Source organism: Microbacterium sp. CFBP9034 (genome assembly GCF_034045255.1).
GTDB lineage: Bacteria > Actinomycetota > Actinomycetes > Actinomycetales > Microbacteriaceae > Microbacterium.
In genome coordinates, this window is sequence record NZ_JAXCWC010000002.1 from 22363 (window position 1) to 47137 (window position 24775).

Below are 24775 nucleotides of genomic sequence, written 5' to 3' on the forward strand. Positions count from 1 at the left end.
CGTTGTGAATGCCGCGTGTTGGGCCCTGGTCCGCCCTAACGCCAGATGCTTCGCAGCATCCCCGCCTCGACCGCGGCGTCGTCGCGCTCCAGCGTGAACCCATCGTGTGCCGCGATTAGCGAAGCAAGAAGCTCCAGTTGGTCCAAGGGACCGGAGATGACGTCGATGTTGCCGCCAGGTGACCCACCCCCTTGCTCGACCCCGCTGAGTCCAGAGGGATGTTCTGCCTTCAGTTCTGCGATGCGACGGGCGGCGAGGTCGTAGGCGACGCTTTCAGGAGCGGCGTCCCATGTCTCGCTCACCCATTCCTCGAAGTTGAAGGGGTCCGCAGCATCCATTCCCTCATGTTCGAGTTCGTTTCTCGCAGCGAAGCCTTCCCAATCCTCCCCGCACATTGTGCTGACGAACTCGCCCCACGTTCGGGCCGCAGTGGCGGCGGCCCAGCGCGCACCAGTGTCGGCGTCGATGACGACGCCGTCGTACCCCCGGAAATCGGCGGGACCGTAGATCAGGCGCCGCGGTGCATCGCTCGAATCGGTCATGTGTCCTCCTTCTCATCACGATAGTTGTCGATGCCGACAGACCGCCGCCGAGCTAGGGGAAGCGTGCCGACTGGGAGCAGGACCGACGCCGCGGACTCAGTCTCGGCGAGGGCGGAGGTTGACGCCGCGGGGGATTCCTCCGCATGTAACCCATGCCCAACTCATCTCGGCAGCAGCGACCGCGCTGAAGGCGTCGTAGTTGTCGAACCGATGGCCGGTCCGACGGACATCACCGAGGCACTCGCGCCCACTTCCGTGAAGCAGTATTGCGAAACCGCCTTGTGGACCTCGATTTGGTTGGAGCCCGATGACATTCGTGGATCGCGTGGACTTGTCACGCGCACCGTAGACCTGGCACACGTTGTTGTCACGTCTGGTGCACATCGAAATGAGAACGGCCAGGTGTTCGACACCCCGTGCGGCAACCCAGTCCTCGGGGGCGGAGCGATGACTGGATGCCCAGTAGATCGACTCCCCTGCCTCGGGCGCGGTCAGCTCGGAGAGCCAGACGTCGATCTCCGAGCCGAGGGTCGAGGCTACGGGGTCTGAGGTCAATGCGGCGAGTTGCACGACGACGAGTATGCGGGTGGCTGCGGACATTCGGCCCTGGCCCGTTCCCCGATCGTTCCCCTCGCAACAGACGGGGCCGAAGTATGCACCGGCGTCCCGATGGTCAAAGATTGCCGAAGGGCGGCCGATCCCCCAATGTCGGTGGTCTCTTGTAGCCTGATCTACTTTGCGAACGGGTCAGCAATTGACTGCTTTCGCACACCCGAGCGGCGCAGGACTTGGCCGCCCCATCACCTTGATCGACGAGGCAAGCAAATGGACGACCAACTCAGCGAAGAGCCGATGGACCTGCTGGAGACCGAACCGAGCAATGGCGTCGAGGTGATCGACTGGGGCAGGCTTCCATCCGACTGGAGCAACGCTCCGTCCGTGGCAGATCTCCCCCAGGCCGCTCGCATCGACCAAGCCGCGCGTGCCCAGGCCGTTGCGGTGATCGCCCACCGCGGGCAGGTCGACAAGCTCGGCGTCGACTACATCCATCATCCGGCCGCCGTTGCATCGCGGTTCGACCCGCTGACCGAGACGCTGGAATGCTGCGCGGGGTGGCTGCACGATGTCGTCGAAGACACGGGGATCACCGCTGAGGAGCTCGCGCTCGCCGGCGTGCACCCCGAGGTGATCGAGGTCGTGCTCTTGCTAACGCGGCTGGATGGTCAGGGAGACGAGTACTACGAGGCGATCGCACAGCACGCCGCAGCTCGCGCGGTGAAGCTCTCGGATCTCTTGCACAACACCAACCCTCAACGGGTCGCGAAGCTGCCCGGGGACACCCGCACGAAGCTTCGCGAGAAGTACGAGCACGCCTTCGAGCTGCTCGGCGCGCGATGGCCTCAAGCCGGGGAGTACGCGAGCGGTTCTCACTTCGAGTACGGGCATCCGCGCGTCTACAGCGGTGTTGCGGACGATGTCGATCAGCGGGGCAAGGGGGCCGAGAGAGACGTGCTTTCACCTAGGACGACCACGAACGCGCACCTCGACCACCAAGGACGCCTTGTCAGCGCCGACCGAATCACCGCCATCGACGAGTACGAGGTCTTCGTGTTCGGTGCAAACGGCAGGGGCAAGCACGGCAGTGGCTCTGCGCGGGCCGCGCTTGACCACTTCGGAGCCGAGTGGGGTGTCGCGGACGGTCCGACCGGGCAGAGCTACGCGATCGACACGATGAGCGGCGAGGCGACGATGGAAGCCGCCATCGAGCGCTTCCTGGGCTACGCCGCAGGCCATCCCGGGTGCGTCTTCCTCGTCACCGCGATCGGCACCGGCATCGCCGGGTACACGCACGCCCAGGTCGCCAAGTACTTCGCCGGGGCCGGGGCGAACGTCGCACTGCCACGTGAGTTCTGGGAGGCGCTGCCGGTGGTGGCTGCGGCTGCGGCTGTGCCTGTGCCGACCCCGGCGCCTGCGGCTGCGCTCGTGGCGACGCCGGCTCCCGCCGCTGCGCCAGCTCACGCCGCTGCGCCGGCGGCCGCAGCTTTCGCGCAGCCAGCCCGCACCCTCGGCCTCGCGGTCGGGCGCAAGACACACGGCAAGCAGTCGCCGACGACGATCCCGGCCCAGTGGCTCGACCGGTCGGTCGGTGCAATGGTCGGCATGGCGATCGGGGATGCGCTCGGCTCGCAGTACGAGTTCGGCCCGACCCACCCTGACAACTTCGTGCCCGAGTTCGGCGTTGGCGCCTTCGGGCACGGCATCGGCGAGTGGACCGACGACACCTCGATGGCGCTCCCGATCCTTGAAGCGGTCGCTCGGGGTGACTCGCTCCGCGACGAGGCGGTTCTCGGCTGGATCATCGGCGAGTGGGACGAATGGGCGAAGACCGCCAAGGATGTCGGGACGCAGACTCGACAGGTGCTCCACCGGCTCGGCAGCGTCCACACCGAGGCGGCGGCTCGCGCGGCGGCGAAGGCGAACCATGACAGCACCGGCCGCAGCGCCGGCAACGGCTCGCTGATGCGCACCGCGCCGGTCGCCCTGGCCTACCTGGAAGACGGGCGGGAGAAGCGGCTCGTCGAAGCAGCAGCCCGCGTGGCGCAGCTCACCCACTGGGAGGCGAGCAACGTCGAAGCATGCGCGCTGTGGTGCCTCTTCATCCGGCAGGCGATCCGCACCGGCGACTTTGACCCGTGGGAGCAGCGCAACTTCATCATCAACCCTGATCGCGGCCTCGACGGCGCAGCGCTGATCGACCAGGGCCTCCACGGCCACCCGCGCGACTACAGCGCCGAGAACGGCTGGGTGGTGAAGGCGTTCCAGGCTGCCCACGTTGCCGTCCGCGGCGCATCCAACTTCCGCGAGGCCATCCACCGGGCGATCCAAGGCGGCGGCGACACAGACACCGTCGCGGCGATTGCGGGTGCCCTCGCCGGAGCGAAGTGGGGTGTCTCCGGCATCCCGCTGTCCTGGCAGCGCAAGGTGCATGGCTGGCCGGGCTACAACACGAACGACCTGGCCCGTCTGGCGATCCTGGCCGTTCGCCGCGGTGAGTCGGACGGTCACGGTTGGCCAGCGGGCGACTCTGTGCTGAACCCGCACTTCCGCCATACGGCGCCCGTCCGTCACCCATACGATGAGGGCGTCTGGCTCGGCTCGCAGAGCGCTCTGCCGATGCTGCCGAACACTGTCAGTGCCGTCGTGTCACTCGGCCGGTTGGGAACGAAGGAGGTCCCCGCGGAGATCGAGTCGATCCGTATCTGGCTCATCGACAAGCCGGACCAGAACCTCAGTCTCGACATTACCCTCGCGGACGCCGCCGACGTGATCGCCGAACTCCGCGCCGACGGCAAGGAAGTCTTCGTCCACTGCGCCGAGGCGCGTTCTCGGACTTCTGCTGTCGCCGCGCTGTATGCGGCAAGGCATCTCGGCGTGCCCCTCGACGAGGCCTGGTTGGCACTCTCCACGACGCTGCCGTACTACGCGCCTGCGCCATTCCTCCAGGAAGCCGTGGCCCGGATCATCGCAGAGGCCCAAGTGAGCTAAGACCACCTACAACAAGTCGAACACCATGCAATGCACGCAGGCACTTTCTGTGTAAGCACTCGCTAGTTAGACCCAAACGGCGTACTCTCAAACTATGCGCGGTGGCCTTGAGCGCTGGAAGCGGGGTGTCGAATCCCAAGGGGTTCGGCAGGCGATGGCCTACGCCTTCAAGGGGAGCTGTGACTCACACCTGCGTACTATGACCGGCGTCGAAGCCCTCACCGCGTACGGCGGAAGCGACGCCGCTCACGTCACCCGCTTCACTGTCCAAGACGGCGACATCACCACTGACCCACTCCACGCCGAAGAACTCCGACGCTGGGTCGGTGGCCACGATCCTTTCACCGATGACCCGCGCGGCCGCGAGCTCAGATCACCGAACGCCGACCTCATCCTCGACGGGACGATCAACGCGCCGAAGTCGTACAGCATCGCTTCTCTAGTCAACGACGACCTCGCAGACGAGTACGAAGCACTGCAAGACCGCCTTCGCGCGCGCATCATCACGACGTGGCAGCGCGAGCTCAACGCTCGCCGGGGGGCTGGCGGCAGCATCCGGGAGTCACTGCACCGGATCGAAGTCGTCGAACTGCAACACCGTCGTTCGCGTGCGCTCGACCCGCACATCCACCGTCACTTGTGGCTGAACGTCAAGGTGCTCGGGCAGGACGGCAAGTGGTCGAACGTCGACTCGCGCGTCGCGATGAAGCTGCACACGCTCATCAACGCCGAGGGCGAACTCGCGGCGCGCACCGACCCGGAGTGGATCGCAACGCTCGCCCGCAACGGATACACGCTCGGCGATGACGGCGAGATCATGCAGCTCGCGCATGCCGTGCGCCCGCTCTCGCGGCGCTCGAATCAGATCGAGGCGAACCGCGCCAAGCTGCTGCTCGACTGGCGGTCGAAGCATCCGGGGCAGCATCCCGACCACGACGTCCTGCAGCACATCGACCGGCTCGCCTGGGCGAAAGACCGCCCGAACAAGCCCGGTGTCGTGGACGAGTCGGAGTGGAAGCAGCTGATCCAGGATGAGCTACGCGCCATCGATGGGCGCATCCTGAGCGCGCGGCAGGCCGTGCGGCACCGTGCGGTTGCGATCGCAAACCTCGATCGCGAGCTGCTCGCGGCGCGCGCGATCGTGGATGCCGACACCCGCTCGACCGCGTGCGGCGGACGGTTCAGCAGCTACGACCTGCGGGCCGGCGCAACGCGCGCTGTCGCGGCATCCGGTGTCGTTGCCCACCGCGACGACCTGCAGGAACTGATTGACGACGTCGTCGCACGAAGCCTCGCGCACACGGTCGACCTGCTCCAGGGTGAGGGCGAGCGACCCCAGCACATCAAGGCGTTCATGGCCTCGTCTACCGCGCGGCTGAAAGTCGAGCTTGCGGCGCGCTTCGACTCGATCACCCGAGCGGGCGACTCGCTGCGGCGGTCGACGATCCTCAGACTCGCGGACCGGATCCTGGATGCCGATCTCACCCTCGACGACGGCCAGGCCGCAGCCGCCGCAGCCATCGCCGGAACAGATCGGCTCGTCTCTGTGACCGGTCCGGCGGGTGCGGGAAAGACGACGATGCTCCGTGTTGCCCGCGTCGCGCTCGAGCTTCAGCACCGGCAGCTCGTCGTGGTCGCGCCGACGAAGAAGGCCGCATCGGTCGCGGGCCGCGAGATCGGCGCAGCGGCTTCGAGCCTGCACGCGCTACTCGCCGACCACGGGTGGCGGTGGGGTCGCGACGAAGCCGGCGCCGAGGCGTGGACGAGGCTCGGGCAGGGTGAGATCGATCCGCGCACCGGGCAGGTCTACGCCGGTCCGCGTCGGTTCGTCCTTCACTCTGGCGATCGGGTCGTCGTCGACGAGGCCGGCATGGTCGACCTCCACACCGCGAACGCCCTCGCGACGATCGCGGCCGAGTCGGGCGCCGGCATCGCCATGGTCGGCGATCATCTGCAGGCGATGCCGGTCGGCCACGCCGGTGCGATGGCGTGCATGACTCGCCGGGCCACTGCGGTCGTCGAGCTGACGGCGGTGCATCGCTTCCGCGATCCGAGCTACGCCGCGCTTACGCTGCGCATGCGGGAGCCGGCATCCAAGGATCAGGCCCTCGCGGTCGCGGCGGAGCTCGACCGGCGCGACCAGATCCATCGAGTGACGGATGCTGCGCACGCCCGCGACGTGATGGTCGAGGCGTACTTCCGCTGGGCGGCCTCCCGCAAGCGGATCGCGCTCGTCACCAGCACGAACGAGGAGGCCGACGCGATCAACGAGGCGATCCAGGAGCGACGGGTCGAGCTCGGACAGCTACGACCCGACCGCCTCGCGGTGGGTCAAGGTGAGCAGCGACTGCTGGAAGGCGACGTTGTGCAGACGCGGCTCAACGATCGGGCGGCGGATGTCGAGAACCGCGCGATGTGGACGATCCGGCGCATCGATCATGACCACCTCGAGTTGGTGGCACTCGGCGACAGTGGTGATGTGCGCAGGGTCTCCCTCGACTACGCCGCCGACCACATGCACCTCGCCTACGCGGCGACGGTGCACGGGATCCAGGGCGAGACGACGGATGCCTCGATCGTCGGCGCCGGCGTGGATGCCTCTGGGCTCTACGTCGGCATGACGCGCGGAGGGGTCCACAACGAGGCGATCGCGATCGCGTGGACAGCGGATGCCGCGCGCGAGCAGATCGCGGACAGCATGATGCGCGGGGTGACCGAGGTGACGATCGAGGATTCGGTGCGCGCGGCCCGCAGCGAGTTGGGCAGGGCCGCGCGGGTGCCGGGTGATGTCGGGCGGGATGTCGAGTCGGATCGCGGGCCGGGCTCCGGGCGTGAGCTCGAAGAGTGGCTCGAGGAGAGTCAGACCGCTCTCGGGTCGCTCGAGGTGCGTATTGCTGGGGAGGATGCGCGGGCGCATGGGCGTGGGGTCAACTCTGGCGTCGGAGGTGAACTCGTCGAGCTTCGACGTCGGCTCGTTGACCGAATGACCGCGGCGTCGCGGAGCCTTGCCGAGAGCGCTGGACGTACCCGGCACCGCGGCGATGCCGACCGGACCACGGCTCGGGCACGCCAAGCTGAGGCGGAGGTCATCCACGGCGACACCGCGGCATCGGCACGGGGCCCATCGATCGGCTCCTGACGCGCGACGGGCTCGTTCTATCTCGAGGTCGACACTGACTCGACGGCATTCGCACACACGCAGCACCGCATGACCGCGCCCAGTTCGCAGTTGATTGGCTGCAGAGCAACGCGCCACAACGTTAACTGCTCGACGCCGCAACGGGGCTTCTCAAGCCGCGTTGCACGGGAGCCCCTGGCTGTCGGAGTGCCGGCGCGGCTTCGATCCGCATATGACGGTGCTTCCGGCGTTACGGCCACGGTAGCCACGGACACGACGGAGTGCTTGTGGCCGGCCACTTTGGCGATAATCTGCGGGTTGTGACGGATTCGGAACGCCCCGCGTTGCTGCGGGAGGCAACGGCGGCGGTCGCGTACGCGCAGTGGCTGGCAGAGAACGGACTGGAAGACTCCGATGTCAACGCATGGCGCTTTGCAGCGGAGGTGGGCGCGTCAAGTGAGACGCGCCTACCTGCACCAGCGGGCGCCGCGACTTTGACCAACGAGCGGCGCCGGACCGTTCGGTGGTGGATCCCGGTGACCATCGCGCTCTCCGCGGTTGCGATCGTCGTTGGTATTCTCGTGTTCGCAATCGCGACCGCGCAAACCTGGACGAAAATCGACCGGGGGGAAGTCTCGCGAACGGTCCAGGTGTCAGACGGGACTTGGCACGTCACCCACGACAACAAGGATGTCTGTTACGTGGGGCAGAACTACTGGGATTGCATCGACGAGTACACCGATGAGTGGGACTTCGCTTGCGCCGGGCGCGCCCACGACGAGTCCTCACGAGAGCTTTGCGAACAGTACTACGACCTGATCCAGGAGATGAAGAACGACGCTTCCCGCGAGGAGTACAGCGAAGTCAGCGGACTGGTGGAATCGGGGCGCCTCTCGATTCGCGAGAACACGAAGAACGAGCGGGTCGTTGACGTCCCAGAGCGGTCTCACGAAGCTGTCTGCTACCTGGGGTTCATAGGAGAGTGCCCGAGCGAACGATGATGCTGGCGTCTCATTAGAGGAACGAGTGCACAACAGTGCACCCGCTCGTCGCCTGCGCGGGCTACGGGAGCTCGCAGTGGGCCTGATAGCGGCCACCCTGCGAAGGGAACATGGCCTCGAACTCGCGCGCATAGGTTGAATGGGCGTGGGTCCACCCCGAGTCAATGTGGATCATCCCCTGTGTTGACGTATAGACGCGAGCATCCAGCGGATAGGTGCCCGGCCATTGCCCGACGATCACAACTAGCTCGCCTTCACCAACGACACCCTCGGGTCGTTCTCCCTGCCAGATGCAGTCGTATCTACCGCCGGGGAATGTGAGCGCGTTCGAGATCACGATCGCCACACCAATCGCGGCGACAATCCACACCCACGGGCGTCGCCACCACTGCTTCGAGGCCGCTCGCGCCGAGTCGGTGCTCAACTGACACTCCAATCCATCTGACGCGCTCCAAGGAACGTGTTGACCGCAACGAACGGCTCAGCCGGATCGTGCGGACCGGGCCACGGCGGTCGACTCGGATGCCGGGTGCGGACGACCTGTTCCGGAGGCAGGGTGCCGAGAACTGGCTTGGCTACCTTCCAGGCAACGCCGCCAAGGACAAGAAAGGCGGGCCGCGCTGCAAGTGCCGCGCAATGTGCAAGCACCGCACGGGAAAATTCGCGAAGTGAGTTCTGAAGGGATAGATCGATGGGCACATCGGCGTAGACGAGCGATGCGTTCAGCAGGAGCACGCCACGCCTCGCCCACATCTCAAGGTCGGCCCCGCATGGAGCTACTGTCTGCAAGCCGCTTCGTCGCAGGTTCCAGAGCAACGGAGCCAGGGACGGTTGGGGCCACAGACCGGCGGAAGAGAATGCCAGTCCGTCGGCGACTCCGCGCCGCGGTGGGTTGGGATCAGGGTGAGCCTGCGGGTATGGATCCTGCCCGAGAATCACCACGCGGACCTCGTCGGGCGATGTCAGGTGAAGGGCTCGGAAGACGAGTCCTCGGTCAGGGGCAGCGAACGACGAGACCCCTCCTTGAGGCGGTGGTGAGAGCACTCGGTCCAGGCCGTCGTAGAGCAGGTCAACCTGGGCGTCACCGAATGAGCGCGCCCCTAACGCAGTCCGCCAACTCTCTGGCAGCTCCCCGAAGCTCATTGCGTGAGCCTATCGGCTCCCCCGAATCCACAGTATTCGCCGGTCGCGAGCCATCTCAGCGGTCGGCCCGGGAGTTCCGCCTACGCCGGTGCTCTCCCATAGATCTGGAAGATCATGTCGATCTGATCGAACACGTTCTCTACTGCGTCAACGACCTTGTGCTCGGGGAGGCTGTCGTCAACTTCAATTGGAATGAGAATGTCCTCGGCGGAGTCCGCAGGTACGAGGTCGGCAAGCGATGATGCGCGCAGGGTTCGACGAACTAGATCGATCGCTTCGTGTTCACGGTTGAACATGACCGCGAGTGGCGAAGGGTCGTTGGCTTCGACCGACGAGCGCGCGCCGAACCAGGCCCACATGTCTGCAGCGGGAGCGATCTTCACGGGCCGGTAGTACTTGAAGCCACGGGCAAGCGCATCTCGGTCATTTGCTCGGCGTGCCACCCGGCTGCCTTTAGCACGCCGTCCACACGCGGCCTCCCAGACGCGCGCCATCTCATCTTCGCGTCCCGCCCAGGGGCTGTGCCATAGCATCGGCGTGAGCGTCCTGCTCCGCGATCCGCCGAGGCTGGCGAACTCAGCGTGAAGGGCGGTGGTGCCGAGGTTTGTGGCGAGGGCATCGTCGATCTCGCGTCTATTGGTGTCTCGAAGCTGATTCCGGCCGCGAGCGAAGTCAATACTTCCCGGAACGTCTGCCAGGCATCCGTTGATGAGCCTGTCCGCACGTGAGGTCACGAGAACCTGGAAGCGACGCATGGCGGCGTCGACTGCGTCATTGCTTCCGACGAGATCCCTTTGAGTGGCGAGGAACGATGCTTCTTCGCCACTCTCGCCCTCGGTTATTGACCACTGGGCCCGTACCGGCACGGGCCATCCCTCTTCCGCAAGCCATGTGTTGAGACTCGCAAACTTCACGTCCGGGCGCCTCATGCCGAGCGACTCGTTCGTCGAACCCGGGAGAAGCCAGTAGTTCCCTAGCGAGTTGATCGTGCTTGCGCGCAACGGATGCCTGACCATGCGGCCATATGGCCCGATGATGCGCATGTCATAGCCTGAAGCAGCCGAGGAGTAGATGTGGTCTATGTGCAGTTCGCCGGCATGGAAACCCCAACGCTGCACGACGGACAGGATCAGGCTCTCGTTCATTCTCGCCGCACGGAGGCGGCTTTCGAGGGTGTCCATCGAAGGTAGTCGGGCTAGTTGATCCTCCTCAGCATCAAAGCAGAGGACGTCGCGGATGCGCGTGGACGGGAATGGCTGTCCGTCCACCCCAGCTGCCACGCCCTCGCTGAAGGCGACACGGTCGAAGCGGTCACGGGCACGGAAGGCCGCCCGATAGCCGTGGAGTGTCACACCGGCCAGGAAGGCGTCGATCGCTGCGCCGTTCGCGTCCATCATCGCTCGGCAGTCGACCGTCTCTGGAAGAGAAGCGGCCCACCCCAACACCGCGGAGAGCGTGCGCTTGTGGATGGTTCGGAGCCCCCAGCCGAGGCGCGAATTGTTGACCAGCCAGCGAGCGGCGGTTTCCAATCGGTGTACCACCATGGCGTCCTCGACACACAGTTCGGTGAGCGCCCGACGAAGCACCAGCCCCTGTGCCCGGGCCAGGTTCTCGACGTTGACGTTGACTGGATCGCGCGCTCCCAGAGCAACCCGCGCAAGCCGCGAAATGAGCTCGAGCACCGAGAACTTGTCGAGGAGACCATCAAGTCGGGCAACGATTCGCTGAAGGCTGGACTCCGCGTGAGGCCAGAATGTCTTCACCGCAGCGAAGTAGACGTCAGCTTGGCTAACGATGGTGCCGCCACCATTCACCCTCTGAAAGACCTCGAGCAGCTGCTCAGGGTCACGCACCGGCGCGGCAAGCACCGGGACTCTCTCCTCCGTCCAGAGGCTCGCCAGTTCGGCGAGTCGGCGAAGCGCGACCTCGGCACGTCCGCCAGTCAGGCGCTCCATAAACTCGGCATCCAGTTCTGCAAGGAGATCTTGCGCTACATCGCCGGACACCGTGCTCAGTTCGGAAAGGTCATGCCGAGCGCAGAAGTCCACCCAGCCAGCCAGGTCGACGCGTTGCGACCTTGTCTCGACCCGCGGAGGCCGCTCATCATCGTGGGACACCCAGAGCGGCTTTGCCTGCGGATCCACCATGTCCAGCTCCATGTGGCCGCTCGCACCCTTCGAGAAGATCGATGCAAGTGTGCTCATGCGTTGCTGGCCATCAAGAATCTGCCAGGTCTCGGAACTCACCTCCTTCTCTGCTCGCGTGCCGTCGGCGAGCCGCTCGAAAACGATCGACGTCTCCGCGACTCCTCTGTCCCGTCCGAGGAGTATCGAGCCGATCGGGTACGCCTTCAGCAGCGAGTCGAGAAGCTGTTCCCGCTGAGTGGGCTTCCAAACCTCGTCTCGCTGGACAAGGCCAAGATGCCACTGCTCCGCCGCAGGTAGCCCTTGATTCCACTGCTGGACAAGAAACTCAACGGAGACCCGGGGAGGAACGCCATCAAGGTCCGACACGGGCATCTTCTCTCATGGGCCATCTCCTAGTGAAATGTATCGAGCCGGCCCGCTTCTGGGGAGTGTGGAAATGCGCCGCAACTTCACTCCTTGAAGCGTCCGCAGCGCGTCGCTGTTGCCGGCTGATTATTCTGCGAGCAGGACGCAAAGACAGCTGATGATCAATCTTTACGTCGATTCCAGTTACTGCAACTCCTTCGAACCGGCTCCCCGGAAGCATGGAGGGCGGGACCAGGGTGCGCTGACGCTGGCCCCGCTCGAGTTGGTTCAGCTCAGCGAGCAAACCCCGGCGCCGGTGTACGAGACCGGCGTCGCCACCGCCCCGAGGCGTCAGCTTCGGGGCTCACGTGATGCGCGGGTCGCAGGCAGTGAGCATCGACGACTCGACGCGCGCGGCGCGCGCCGAGTTCGGTCGAGCCGCCCGCGATCCCGCTACTCCGTCGGCTCCCCGCTCGAGACACCGCACGACTGGTTCTCTCAGGCCGCTCGGACGCTGCTCGACATCGACCAGCGAATCGCCGTTTGTGCAGCCGGGGCTCACTGTGGGGAGTCGCGGACGGCGACTCGATACGCCCGAAGAGGTCAAGGAGCGTCTGCTCGCCGGCTGCGAGTTGATCACGCGTCAGTGTGGGGAGCTCTCGCCGTACAGGTGTCGTAGAGCGCGCGCGCGAATCGACCGCACCCGCCGGGCCCGTGACGTGAGCGCCGTGGATGCCCCGAACTCAGGCAACGGCCTTGGACGCTGACCGGCAGGTCAGGAGCGCATAGAGCCGCGCGGGAGTGGATCTCGGCTCAGTCACCCTTAGGGAGAATCGGCCGGCCAACTCACATCGCGTGGGAATCGAACGCCGATAGTGTGGGCATCGGTCAGCCACCGTGGTCCGTGATCGCTCGACGCCGCGACGGACGGTGGACGAGTCCGCCGAGCCATGGTCGCGAAAGGAACGACAGTCCATTGAGCCCCGAGAACTCGGTTGACTCCCTCAACTTGAATCCCATTGTCCGAGTCGCAGATCGAGACTCGCGCAACCGGGCTGCAGTACTTCGCGACGATCGCTCATCAAGGAGCCTGCCCGCGCCCGTCCTCGCCCTCCTAGAGTGGGACGAAGAGGCTGACGTCTGCTTCGATGCTGCCGGCGCCCGGCGTTCACCGGAGGATCGAGGTCGCGCCTACTCGCGACTCGCGTCCGACCCTCGGCTCGCTTCCGGTGAGGTCTTCCGCCACAGCCCCTACCTCATTCCCGATCACATTGTGCGATCGTCGCCGTTGTGGGCGGACGAGAACTTCCGGACGCGGTTTGCAGAGCGCGCAGACGGCCGCAATCGTCCCGTCCTGGAGTCCCTGGCGAGGGACAGATCGAGCATCGTTCGACGCGCGCTCGCGACAAGCCGCGACGTTCCTGACTCAATCCTCACGAGGCTCAGGCGGGACCATGATGGCGCCGTCGCAGAAGCAGCAAAGAGCGAGTCGAAACGCCGACGCAAGGAGATCCGCGATCGCGCGAAGGCCCAGGACGAATATGGGGACTGGGCTCGCTGGAGCCTTGCCGTGCACGAACTCCTGAACACCCACGCCGCAACGACGGACGAGCTTCTGTCCGAACTTGCACATGCCTCAACTACGCTCCCGACTGCACGAATCCTGGAGCAGGACTGGGTCCCAGCGGATGTCCTCAGAGATCTTGTGGCTGGTCGACAACGTCAGAAGCACCACGTGCTCCACGCTGTAGCGCGGAACCGCTCCACTCCGCCTGAGGTACTGCGCGACTTGGCTTACGGCGAATGGGGCTCCGAGACGGCCGAGATCGCCCTTCGTAACCCGAGCCTTGATCGCGAGACGCTCAAGCAGTTTGCCACCTCGACGCGCAGAATCGGGGAGAGTGAGCGAGAGGCGGTTTGGTCGAACCCTTCCGTGCCGGAGTCGCTCATTCTCTCGAAGCCGGATGGTGCTGCTGCGAAGTCCGGTATAGCCAGCAACATCGCTGCGCCCGACTTCGTCCTAGCGAAGCTTGCGAGGGAGAGCGACATCCATGTGCGCTGTCGAGTCGCGGAGAACCCTGCGACACCAACTTCAACGCTATTCGAACTGGCGGGTAATGCGGAGAAAGATCTGCAGTATGGAATCGGCGGATCACTTACGAAGAATCCAAATCTGCCGCGGAACGCCGTGGAATTGTTGATCTCGCACCCCGGATTGCGGATCTGGGTCGCGCAATCGCCGCGAACCCCGGTCGACATCCTTATAAAGCTGACCGCGGACTCTGATCCTCAAGTCCGCAAGGCGGCAGGCTGCAACCCAGCAACTCCGGAATCCGTAGCAGAGGCACTTTGCGAAGACGAAGAAGTCCAGAGCGTCAATCAATATTGGAGCTTTGAAGCAAGCCGCCACGCGACTCTCAGATCCTTTGCTGAGGAGAACAAGGACTCGATCGATCTGCCGCGACCGTCGTCGCCGGCCGAAGCTGCTGCCACCTTCCTGCGTGCCATGGACTCCGATTCCCGGAACTCGATGGCGACCCACGCGGGACCATACTTCACATTGGAAGCCGAGTTCATCCTGGAGGTGCTCTCCAGCGATCCGTTGCCCAGGGTTCGAAGCTCCGTTGCGCACCATGGAGACGAGACACTTCGCCGAGCAATCGTGCGGGCGGAAGATACCGGGGACGTTCTCCGGAGCGTCGCTTGGAGCACGCGCGATCCAGAGCTGGTCGCGGCGCTCTCCCACAATCAAGCCGCCATCGCCTCGCTTCTCCACAACCCGATCACCCCTCCGAGCGTCCTCGAGACGGTCGAGCACGCGGCGTCCTCATATGAGCTGCAGCTGCTCGCTGAACACCCGAACACGACATCAGAGATGCTCCACCGGTTGCCCTTCGGCCCGGATGCCGATTACAAGGTGGCAATCCTTGTCGCGCAACAGGCGCGGACCGCTCCACACACCCTCGACAGGCTCGCGGGTCACGTCAGCGCCGAAGTTCGACAGTATGTGGCAGCCCACCCCCGCACCGAGGAGAAGGTCTTGATCCGTCTCGCGGCTGACCCGAACGATCTGGTGCGCTCAATCGTTGCGATGAATAGACATACTCCGACGACAACACTTGCGCGCATGGCATCCGACGCGAATGCACAAGTGCGTCAACTCGTGGCGACCAACCGCAGGACACCGACCACGGCATGGACGAGCCTCGTCGCCGATGCCAACGCAACCGTGCGAGCGCTCGCACGGTCCTGGCTCACACCCGAGCTCGAGGTGCGACGCAGGCTGGCCAGCAGGAAGGACAGAGGGACTCCAGTCCTCGATGTCCTCGCGGTCGATCCCGACTTGGCAGTGCGGCTGGCAGTTGCAGGCAACCCGACCTCGGGACCGAACGCGATCGAACAACTATCCCATGACTCAGATACGCGAGTTCGGACTATCGTCGCCCGGCGAATCGATACTCCGCCCGAGACACTCGAGCGGCTCGGTCAGGATGCGACATGGGGAGTCCGCCGAGCCGCGAGATCGTCGCTGCGACGTCGACGCTAGCCAGTGAGACGCAGAGAGCGGGACGAGAGTACGCTGACTCTCGTCCCGCTCGAGTTGGTTCAGCTCAGCGAGCAACCCCGGCGCCGGTGTACGAGACCGGCGTCGCCACCGGCCCCGAGGCGTCAGCTCCGGGGCTCGTGGCTTTTGGGGTGCGCTCGACGGCGATGCTCGCGAACTTGAGCGACGCGCCGACGTTGTCGGCGACGACGTCGCGGGTCTCGCGAGTGTTGCCGGTCTCCTTGTCGGTGTAGGTGCCGAAGCGGAGGTCGCCGGCGACGATCACCGAGTCGCCCTTGCGGAGCGAGCTGGCGACGTGACGCGCCTGCTGGTTGAACACGACGACCCGGTGGAACACCGTTCCGGCGTCCTCCCAACGGTTCGTCGTCTCGTTCAGGCGGCGGTCGTTGACCGCGATAGTGAAGCGGGCGTACTCGTTGCCCGACTCACCGGCGCCGTGCTCGGGGTCACCCGTGAGGTTGCCCTCGATGGTGACCGGGATTCTGGTCGTCATACTTTCTTCCTCTCATTCGTGAGACACGACTGTGTCTCGGCCGGCGTGGCTCTGGGTGATCCACGCGTCCCATTCCGCTTCGTTAGTGACGGCATCCCACGAGCGAGACTTGAGTTCGAAGTGTCCGCTGGAGCATCCCGCCCCCGCGTGCTGGAGGCGGGTGCGTGCGAGCGCGAGGCGTTCGTGCCATCCGATGGGCCCGAGCCCGCTGTCGCTGTCGTCGAAGGCTGCGAGGTGGGCGACGTGGAGTGCCGAGAGCTCCTCGACGAGGGCACCGTGCTTCCACCAGCACCCTGGAACGACGCTGACTGCCACGCTGTAGCGGACGGTGAACCACTCGACCCACTCGCGCAGGGTCGTCCACTCGGTACTCGCCTGCTCCGGAGACAGGTTCCGCCAGTCGACAGGGTGCGTCCCCAGCGGATCGGCGGCGCCACCCGCGGGCGCGGTCCGCGCGAGCTCGGCCGCGATGAGGCGCTCGATCTCTTCCGGGTCGAAGTCGTCGTTCACGAGGCGTCCTCTTGTCTCTGCAGCTTCACCCGCAAACGCTCCAGCGCGATCACCGATGCGACGCGGCGAGATCGGTGAAAGGCGAGAACGCGATCGCGGTCGATGAGGCGGTGCAGCAGATCGTGACAGTACGGATGCAGCGGCACGAGGTCGTCGTGGCGCTCGAACGCCCGCCATCCACCGCCGACGAAACGCACGCCCGAGTAGTCGAGGTGATGGAGCTCCAGCTGCGCGCTCGTCGCGAGCCCGCCGCAGGCCGCACACACAAGCGGGCGCCGGACTCGATCCTGCTTGCGGAACCATCGCGAGCGGCGCGCGAACCACGCCGGCGAGCGGAGGAACTCCGCCCGGTACGCGCTGCGCACCCCTGTCTTCCGACGATTGCTCATGGCTCGCTCGCCACCTCGGGCGCCGGGGCGGGGTGGTCAACCTCGCTGAACACCGTCTGCTGCTCGCGCTCCGTGTCGCGCTTGCCGGCTTGGATGTCGCGGGCATCGCGCCGCTCGTCCCAGCCACTGAGGTCGAGGAGCACGCCGCGGCGATTCCGGTAGGCGAGCAGGCCGACGTTCTGAGGCATCCGTCGGATCTCGTCGACCGACATGAGCGCAAGCCGTTCGTGGTGCTCGCTCGTCGAGTGCCCCGCCTCTCGCGTCGACCACGAGCGCTGCGTGCGCCGCGTCTGCCGCGTGCCGAGCAGGGCCTCGACGTCGCGCAGATGATCGACGTGGGACGCGCCCCCGAGCAGCACCTTCGCGGTCGCGGCGGCCCAGATCGTGTCGGCTTCGGCGCGCGACCACGACGTCTCCGCTTGGGAGAGGGCCTGCAGCACGACGAAGGTGCAGATGCCGCGGCCGCCGCCATCGGCCATGATGCGAGGGAGGTTGCCCCAGCGGAACATGTTCACGATCTCGTCCAGGATCAGACCGAGCGGATGCTGCAGCCTCGCGCCGGGTGACGCCAATGCGCGGACGCGCGCCACCTCGACGATGTCGTCGAGCAGCGCGCCGAGGAAGCCACCCATCGCCGACGCGCCCGAAGCGGAGCCGATGAGGTACAGCGTGTTCGCTCCATGGAGGAAGGCGCGCGGGTCGAAGACGACGTCGCCCGGGCGCGGCGTGAGCGCGTCGCGGATCTTCGGAACGGCGAGAGGAGCGACCGCCCCCTGCACGCCGAACCAGATTGACGAGACGAGCTTGTCGTCGGAGGCGAGCGTCGCCTCGAGGTTCTCACCCCAGCCCGGAGCGCCGTCGGAGCGGAGGATCGACACGGCAGACCGTCGGGCGAGGATCGGGCTTGTGCCCCAGTTGTAGAGGTCTTCGATCGAGCAGTTGGCGACCGCTGCGGCGTGCAGGAGGCGGCCGAGCACGACCCCTGATGCCTGGGCCCACTCGCCGTTCGTCGTCGACGCGCCGAGAGCGGTGCCGGTGATGATCGCGGCGCCGCGCTGCATCGCGACGAGGGGGTCTTCACAACCCGCGATGGGAGAGACGCGGAGCGGATGCCGTGTACCCGAGAGTCCCTGCGGGTCGAAGACGTGCACCTCTCCGCGTCGCTCCCGCATCCGCAGCGTCGCCGTGAGGTTATCGTTCGTCGTCGATGTCGTGATGAGCGGACCCGACCAGTCGAGGATCGCTGAGATGAGCACGCGATACCCCTTGCCCGAGCGCGGAGGGCCTTCGAGTGCGACGGAGTCTTCGATCGACACGAACACGTCCTTCCTGCGAGATCGACCCACGCGCCACCCGACGTCCGTCGGGCGCGGCCGGCTGAGGTCGGGGCGCAGCTGTCGTGCCCGCTTGAGCACTGCTTTCGCCGACAGGTGGTGATTGATCTCGGATGCCTCGGCGAACCCGGGCCGCCGGCGCAGGTCGCTGATGAACGACTGGTCGGACTGCTGGTATCGCCGGTAGGCGATCCACGCACACACCGCGACCGCCACGACGAGCGCGACGGCGACGAGGTCGACGATCCGGATCTCGACGACCGGCAATTCGCACCCGGAAATCGGTGCGAACCCGCTGACATCGCCGGTGATCGCCAGCCACAGCGCCGAGAACATCGACTCCGCCTCGGGCCCCGCTCCGCACACCAAATACACGACGGCCTCGGTCAGGAACGCGACGGCGACGCTGAGGACGACACCCCCGGCAATCGCGATCGCGATGGCCTTGCCCAGCATCCCGTTCATGATTCGCCTTCTTCAGAACCCGCTCGCGACAGCCGCGGCAGCCCGCAGCCAAGCGTCCTGCGTCGCCCGGTGGAGGCTATCGAACCTCAGCGGTCCGGACTTGAGCGCCGGGTCGAACGGGATGCGCTGGACTGACCTGACGTTCCCGCCGAAGGCGTCGGCGATCCGGTGCGCCGCGGCGGTGCCGGCGGGCTCTGTCTGAGTGACGACCACGACCGCGTTGTCGGCAAGCAAACGAGAGCGTTCGTCCCTCTCGCGCAGCGCGTCGAGCAGGAGCGCCGCCGACTCAGCGGACTCGGGCGCCGCGATGGTGGGGATCACAAGCTGGTACGACGAGTCGACCATCCGAAGCCATCGCTCGGCCGACTCGTCATTGCCCGAGTCGAAGAACACCAGCCGGTAGTAGCGGGCAGCAACCTGCATGAGCGTGTCGAACTCGACCTGCTCGATCCTCTGATGCGCGGCGAGCAGTTCGGGGTTCGAGCGCAGCACGTCGTACCGGTCGACGCTCTGGTGGTGCACGAACCGCGCGATGCCCGAGATCCCGGCGGTCGGCGCGAGGAGATCGGATGCCGCGGGGAGCAGATCGCGGACCGTCGTGTCGTAGAGTCCCTGCTCGGTGCGCCAGCCGAGCGTTCCCCTTGTGTCGTTGTTGTCCCACGCGAGCACATTGCCGCCGCCGTTGCGTGCGAACACGGCGGCGATCATGGCCGTCGTCATCGTCTTGCCGACGCCGCCCTTGCCGTTCACGACGGCGGCGGTTCGGCATCCCGCCCATTGCTGAGAGACGAGCCCCTGGGCGTCGCGGCGCTCCTTCTCGGCGCGGGATGGGCCGCCTGTCAGCCCGAACGATGACAGGAAGCCGCGCCATCCGCTGTGCGTCGGCGCGGCGACCGTTGAGGTCGCGATGAACGACGGGCGAGGCCGTGGTTCCGTGGCGAGCGGCTCAGGGGCAGGGGTCTCGGAATTCCCGAACGCCTCCTGCCCCTGAGCCAGGGTGCTCACCTCCTTTCCCTCTGACGCCTTCTCGTAGTCAGGAACTGCGCGCACCGCCTGCGGCACGTCCTCCTGCGGGGTGCTGCTGTGCGGGCTCACCGATGTGACCCCGCCCAGCGCGTCGACGACGAGGTGGTACTCGCCCTGGTCGCCCGAGGTGACGAGCTCTACGACGCTGGCGGCGTGCCGCGCCTCGGAGGCGGCGCGCTTGATGATCATGTGACGGATGTCGTGGCCCGGCGGAGCGGTGATGGGCTGGTCGACCCCGTCTGGGGAGGTGAAGATCGCGGTCGGTCCTGTGACGCTCGCGTAGACGCGGAGAGCGGTGTCAACGCTCATCGAAGGTCTCCTTCCGGGGTTGCGACAGCCAGCCGTCGAGGCCGTCGTCTGCAGGGGTCTGCTCGGGCCAGAAATGGTCGAGCAGTTCGAGGTCGAGAAGCTGCAGCATCCCGTCGTCCGCCGGCTGCATCGCGGAATCGGTCGCGAACAGCTCGAACTCCCACGGTGTGGATGTTGCAAAGCAGTCGACCGCGTAGGCGTATTGGCCGATGTACGCGAGGAAGACGCCCATGCGCAGTCGTCGTGCGTCTTCGACATGCGTCGCAGGAATGTTGAGCCGCTCGCGGAGGGCAGCCGCCTCTTGGTGGTTCACGCGGAAGATGAACTTGTTCTCGATGTCGCCGACGATCGAGTACGCGAGGTTGCGCTCCTTCGAGTCGGCGTCGCCGACGGCGTCGAGGTCACCCATCTTGTGCAGGATGACGACGTTGCTGATGCCGTAATGACGCGAGAGCTTCAGCCATTGCTGGAACATCTGCAGCGCCGCGAGCGACGTCATGTCACGCCAGCCCTCCTCGCGGATGAGATACCGCGTGCGTCCGGCGGAGCGGTCCGACACGACGGCCTGGATCCAGGCCGTCGTGCACACCTGGGTGAGCTGGGCGACCAGCTCGCTGCGTGCGAAGAGCTCGCTCGTGTCGACGACGACGATCGGCGAGTCGGCGTCGAACGCGACGGTCGACTCGTCTTCGAAGAGGCCCGACAGGTCGCCCTCGACGAAGCGACGCAGCACGAACCGCGGCTGGACCGCGCCGTCGGAGAGCCGGAAGTCGGTGCCGGTGTCGTCGACGATCGTCCCGAGGTGCTCGTAGACGCTCCGCAGGGTGGGACGGTCGCCGGTGGAGCGGATGCTGCGCGCGAGGGCGTCGTGGATGGCTGCGTGTTCGACGGCCGTGAGTCGGGTCGAGCCGAGGGCCATCTCGATCAGGGAGACGAGCGTTGTGATGCGCCGCTGACGGACCATCTTCTCGTGCTGCTCATCGTCGGCATCGACGCGGCGCGGGCCACGGTCGAGGGGGTTGAGCCGTGCGGCGCTTCCTCCGCCGATACGGATGACGACGCCTCCCGGCACGGCTTCGGCGACGGTCACCCACTCGCCCTTCGGGTCAGAGGGGACGACAGCCTGATGGCCGAACGCGAGCGATCGGGTCACGAGCGTCTTGATCGTGGCCGACTTGCCCGCCCGATAGGCGCCGAGCACGAGCAGGTTCGTCGAGAAGGTGCCGCGGTCGGACGCGTCGGCGTACGCTTCCCACGGCGAGAAGTGCCACAGCGCATCGGCATTCAGGTCGACACCAAGGATCGGACCGCGATGGCCGAGCCCGGCATCCGCCACGAACGGATAGATGCCTGAGATCTGTCGCGAGGTGGCCTGATGGGCCGGGATGCTGGGACGCGCGAGGTTCCAGTAGCCGCCTTGAGCGAGCCCGGGCCCGAAGGGGCCGGACATAGCTGCTGGCGGAAGCGCACGGTCGCGGCGGCGTCTCTTCGCGGGTTTGTCGTCGTGTGCGTTGCCGGCAGCCTCGTGCCGGAGGGCGCGCCGCTCGCGTCGCGTGAGATCGCCCGGCTCGAAGACCGCGAAGGGACGGCCCATCACTTCATCCCCAGACCGAGAGGAAGCGCGTTCACCATGAGGGCTTCTGCCTGCTGGCAGTAGAGGATCTGCGGCTCCATGCCCGCTCGCGCGAGCGCGTTGCGCATGCCGGCGATCGCCTGCTCGAGCTTCTGCTGGTCGGGAGCCGTCACCGTCAGATAGGCGCCATACCGGAACTCACCGTGGCCGGCGACGATCTCCTCTTCCTGCCGCTCGAGCGCTTCCCAGTCGGCTGCGTCCGCGGCCGATCCGTCGACGCCTCGCTTGGCGCGCAGCTTCTCGTTGCCGCGCCAGACCTTCTTGTCGTCCTCGATGCGGCGCATCGCCTTCTTCACGGAGACCGGCGTGAGAACGATAGAGAGGATGTGCGTGATCGCCTCTCCGGTCGACGGCATCCGTGCGAACACGATCGGCTCGACGAAGCCGATGGCGGCATCCGACCGGGGCCATTCGTGGATCCACATCGTCGTGTGCACGGCTGAGTCGCTGTAGACGATGCCGTTCGCGCCTCGAGGTTCTTCGAGGTACATGGGTCCGATCGCGATGGGGTCGACGCCCTTGTGCGCGTCGTCACGGTTCTGCACGTTGGCCGCGAACTCGGGATCGAACCCGACGCGGGCGAGAGCCGCGACATCCCGTACCGTCAGCCAGCGCCGCACTCGGATGCGCGCCGCGCTTAGCGCGTCCGCAAGGTTGCGCGCTTCGAGCGAAGCGAGCGCCTTGACCGCATCCTCGCCACCGCCGAGCGCCTTCAGCTGCGAGCCCAGAGCGATCAGATCGAGCGTGAACGTCAGGTAGTTGCGGTGCGACACTGCGAACGACTCGGAGGTGTTCATGACCTCGTCGTAGTTGCGGGCGATCGGAGAGGTCTCGTCGACCCCGCGCCGGCGCCGGGCGGATTCATAGTGATCTCGTGCGGCACGGATCGTCGTCGGGATGGTGCGCTCCTGAAGCACCGCGCGCTTGATGCCCGGTCGCTGCGTGAACGATGCGAGCACGGGCGACCACTGCTGCGCCAGGTCGTAGCGTTCGGCGAGGTCCTTCATGAGGAAGCCCTGCACCTCGACTTCGGCGGTGACCGACACGGAGCGATCGTGCGGGTTGTACGCGCAGGCGACGCTGTCGACATCCCACAACCGGATGGAGGCGCGGATGCCGGGAAGGTTCAGGGTGCCCGCGAGCTGCGCGCGCTCGGGGCGGTAGACGTGGCGCGTCGCGCCTGCCATGTGCCTGATCTGCTTCATGAGCCACAGGCCGACCTGTCGCGGCGCGGAGTCGCCGTGAATCGTGACGAACGCGAATCCTCCGATCGGCAGATAGACCGGCGCCGCGTAGAGAAGTCCCGGAGGTCCGAAACGGTTCATGCTCGCGAGCAGTGCGATCGCAGCGATCGTGATGCACGTGAGCTGCCAACCGTCCATGCCCATGACAACGCCCTGTCGTGAACGCCGGGGAAGTCGGACCGGGCGCGCAAGGTCGTGAGTGGTCATCACGCTGTCCTCTCTGTACGAGTGCGCGGCGGATTGCCCGTCGACGCTGTGGTGGAGGCTTGCGGCGAGGAAGAGGGCGAGGTGGCCGGCGGCACCCCGGACCCGGTGGTCGGCTGCCCCGCGGGTTTGCGCCCGGAGGTGCCGGTCGACGAGCCCGAGGTCGGGGTGCCGCCCCGCGAGCCGGCGCTCGCCGTCCGCGTGCCGATGCCTGCGGGCATTGCAGCGATTCGGCTCGGCACGTGGGAGGCCGATCTCGCCGCCCTCGACGCGGCCTGACCCGCGCCCGCGCCGACACGTGAGCCGATCGAGTCAGCGGCGACGGCGCCGACGAAGCTGAATAGGCCGAACACAGCGAACGGCGCGAAGGCGACGAGAACGAGCCCAATGAGGAGAGGCCAGGACTGCGGGTCCCAGATCGTCCGCACCGTAGCGAGCCCGTTGATGATGAGCGTGACGAACCCGATCGTGAGCGGCCCGGTGAGGAGAAGCACGACGACGGCGGAGACATAGCGGACGACCCACTGCGGCCCCACGGCCCGCACGGGGTACAGCATCCATGCGATCGGTCCGACCGCGATCAGCGCCGCGAGCACGATGTTGCGGAACGCGAAGACGAGCATGAGGAGCAGCATCCCGATCATCAGCAAGCCGTGGATGACGAACGCGAAGAAGTAGTTCGCCTGGCCGCCTGCCCACATGACCGACTGAAGGGTCGCGAACAATCCGCCCGACCCGTCGCGGCTCATGACGTACCACGTGAGGTCGTCGACCGCGTTGAGAAGGTGGCCCGTCGCCCAGAGGCTGATCGCGGTGGCAGGGATCGCGATGAAGGCTCGCACAATCGCTCCGACGAGCTCGGCGCGATCACCCGAGACGATGGCGGCGGCGACTGCCCACACCATCGCGCCGAACAGGATGGCGAGCACAGCCCACTGCCAGAACGACCACTCCTTCGTCGAAGCGGTCCACAGCAGCGACGAGGTGTCGAAGCGCATGTTCTGCGCGACCGCGAACATCATCGACGTCGCCGAGAGCGCCATCCCTCGCCCCGCGTTCTCGAACGTCACGCAGACCACGTCGGCGAGCGAGCAGCCGTACTCGACGAGCAAGGGCTTGCCGCCGCTGGTCTTGATTGCGGAGACATGCGCTTCGTCGGTCGTGCAGACGGTGGCCTTCGCGCCGTCGACGAAGACGTTGATCAAGCACTGCTGCGGCTTGATGTCGGCTGTGTTCTGGGGCGTGCAGGTGATCTGCGCGTCGACCTGGTAACAATCGACGGGATAGGCGGGCGACGACCACGGCTCGCCCGTCACGGGGGTTGCGTTCCCGGCGGCGGGTGCGACGGTGACGGATGCCGCGGCTTCCGCTTCGGTCGCGCTTGCGGGCGCGACCGCGGTCAGCGCGAGCCCGAGGCCCAGCGCCGCACCGAAAAGGGTGGGGCGGAGCCGGCGCATCAGAACCCGAAGTCGAAGTTGACGAACCATTGGAACAGTCCGCTCGCGGCGCCGAGCACGGCGGCGGCGATGAAGATCCAGAGGATGTTCTCGCCGGCCCACGTGCGCACGCGGTCCGAGGCCAGGCCGCGGAATGCGAGGGCGGCGCCAGCGATGATCAGCATGATGAGGACGACGAGCATGGCGCCCGCCAGGATGTAGGACGCGATGACCTGGAAGCCCTGGAAGAAAGGCGCCGAGAAGTCGGGCTCGATGTCCGGGACGTCGACGTCGGCCGGCGCGATGAGTGCTGTTCGCATGACTT

17 protein-coding genes are annotated in these 24775 nt (G+C 66.4%); 4 read left to right on the forward strand and 13 right to left on the reverse strand.

Annotated features, from left to right (window positions below; genetic code table 11):
• Nucleotides 1-35 precede the first annotated feature (35 nt).
• Nucleotides 36-542 carry a hypothetical protein gene (locus SOM19_RS11420; RefSeq protein WP_320486726.1) on the reverse strand — a complete coding sequence of 169 codons (507 nt, stop codon included), beginning with the start codon at nt 540-542 and terminating at the stop codon, nt 36-38.
• A 705-nt stretch (nt 543-1247) separates the two neighbouring features.
• Here SOM19_RS11420 and SOM19_RS11425 point away from each other — a divergent pair.
• The 3 genes from SOM19_RS11425 (at nt 1248) to SOM19_RS11435 (ending at nt 8207) form a co-directional block, all read left to right on the forward strand.
• Entirely contained in the window at nt 1248-4088 is a 2841-nt protein-coding gene (locus SOM19_RS11425; protein WP_320486727.1) for an A1S_2505 family phage non-structural protein, read from the forward strand.
• A 199-nt stretch (nt 4089-4287) separates the two neighbouring features.
• Nucleotides 4288-7227, forward strand: coding sequence for an AAA family ATPase (locus SOM19_RS11430; protein ID WP_320486728.1), 2940 nt, complete (start codon nt 4288-4290; stop codon nt 7225-7227).
• Nucleotides 7228-7526: 299 nt separating this feature from the next.
• Nucleotides 7527-8207, forward strand: coding sequence for a hypothetical protein (locus SOM19_RS11435; RefSeq protein ID WP_320486729.1), 681 nt, complete (start codon nt 7527-7529; stop codon nt 8205-8207).
• Nucleotides 8208-8268: 61 nt separating this feature from the next.
• Here SOM19_RS11435 and SOM19_RS11440 read toward each other — a convergent pair whose 3' ends face one another.
• The 3 genes from SOM19_RS11440 to SOM19_RS11450 form a co-directional block, all read right to left on the reverse strand.
• On the reverse strand, nt 8269-8631 hold the full coding sequence (locus tag SOM19_RS11440; protein WP_320486730.1) for a hypothetical protein: 363 nt from the start codon (nt 8629-8631) through the stop codon (nt 8269-8271).
• Nucleotides 8628-9350 carry a uracil-DNA glycosylase family protein gene (locus tag SOM19_RS17035; protein WP_341850258.1) on the reverse strand — a complete coding sequence of 241 codons (723 nt, stop codon included), beginning with the start codon at nt 9348-9350 and terminating at the stop codon, nt 8628-8630. Before SOM19_RS17035 ends, SOM19_RS11440 begins: the two co-directional genes overlap by 4 nt.
• A gap of 80 nt (nt 9351-9430) precedes the next feature.
• On the reverse strand, nt 9431-11863 hold the full coding sequence (locus tag SOM19_RS11450; RefSeq protein ID WP_320486732.1) for a DUF262 domain-containing protein: 2433 nt from the start codon (nt 11861-11863) through the stop codon (nt 9431-9433).
• A gap of 1768 nt (nt 11864-13631) precedes the next feature.
• Here SOM19_RS11450 and SOM19_RS11455 point away from each other — a divergent pair.
• Nucleotides 13632-15389 (forward strand): hypothetical protein, encoded by a 1758-nt coding sequence (locus tag SOM19_RS11455; RefSeq protein ID WP_320486733.1) that lies wholly within the window; start codon nt 13632-13634, stop codon nt 15387-15389.
• 64 nt (nt 15390-15453) lie between these two features.
• Here the strand turns inward: SOM19_RS11455 and SOM19_RS11460 are convergent, their stop codons facing one another.
• The 9 genes from SOM19_RS11460 to SOM19_RS11500 all read right to left on the reverse strand — a co-directional run bounded on the left by SOM19_RS11460 (nt 15454) and on the right by SOM19_RS11500 (nt 24770).
• Nucleotides 15454-15900: a single-stranded DNA-binding protein gene (locus tag SOM19_RS11460; protein ID WP_320486734.1), complete on the reverse strand. Its 447-nt coding sequence runs from the start codon at nt 15898-15900 to the stop codon at nt 15454-15456.
• 12 nt (nt 15901-15912) lie between these two features.
• Entirely contained in the window at nt 15913-16410 is a 498-nt protein-coding gene (locus SOM19_RS11465) for a hypothetical protein (RefSeq protein ID WP_320486735.1), read from the reverse strand.
• Nucleotides 16407-16799, reverse strand: coding sequence for an HNH endonuclease signature motif containing protein (locus tag SOM19_RS11470; protein ID WP_320486736.1), 393 nt, complete (start codon nt 16797-16799; stop codon nt 16407-16409). Before SOM19_RS11470 ends, SOM19_RS11465 begins: the two co-directional genes overlap by 4 nt.
• Nucleotides 16796-18598 (reverse strand): type IV secretory system conjugative DNA transfer family protein, encoded by a 1803-nt coding sequence (locus tag SOM19_RS11475; RefSeq protein ID WP_320486737.1) that lies wholly within the window; start codon nt 18596-18598, stop codon nt 16796-16798. The genes SOM19_RS11470 and SOM19_RS11475 overlap by 4 nt, the downstream gene beginning before the upstream one ends.
• A 12-nt stretch (nt 18599-18610) precedes the next feature.
• Entirely contained in the window at nt 18611-19933 is a 1323-nt protein-coding gene (locus SOM19_RS11480) for a ParA family protein (RefSeq protein WP_320486738.1), read from the reverse strand.
• The gene (locus tag SOM19_RS11485) at nt 19923-21383 is read right to left on the reverse strand and encodes a putative type IV secretion/conjugal transfer ATPase (protein WP_320486739.1); all 1461 of its coding nucleotides are present in this window, start codon (nt 21381-21383) and stop codon (nt 19923-19925) included. Before SOM19_RS11485 ends, SOM19_RS11480 begins: the two co-directional genes overlap by 11 nt.
• 143 nt (nt 21384-21526) lie before the next feature.
• Nucleotides 21527-23017: an SCO6880 family protein gene (locus SOM19_RS11490; RefSeq protein ID WP_320486740.1), complete on the reverse strand. Its 1491-nt coding sequence runs from the start codon at nt 23015-23017 to the stop codon at nt 21527-21529.
• Nucleotides 23017-24471 carry a hypothetical protein gene (locus SOM19_RS11495; RefSeq protein WP_320486741.1) on the reverse strand — a complete coding sequence of 485 codons (1455 nt, stop codon included), beginning with the start codon at nt 24469-24471 and terminating at the stop codon, nt 23017-23019. Before SOM19_RS11495 ends, SOM19_RS11490 begins: the two co-directional genes overlap by 1 nt.
• Entirely contained in the window at nt 24471-24770 is a 300-nt protein-coding gene (locus tag SOM19_RS11500) for a hypothetical protein (protein ID WP_320486742.1), read from the reverse strand. Before SOM19_RS11500 ends, SOM19_RS11495 begins: the two co-directional genes overlap by 1 nt.
• Nucleotides 24771-24775: the final 5 nt, after the last annotated feature.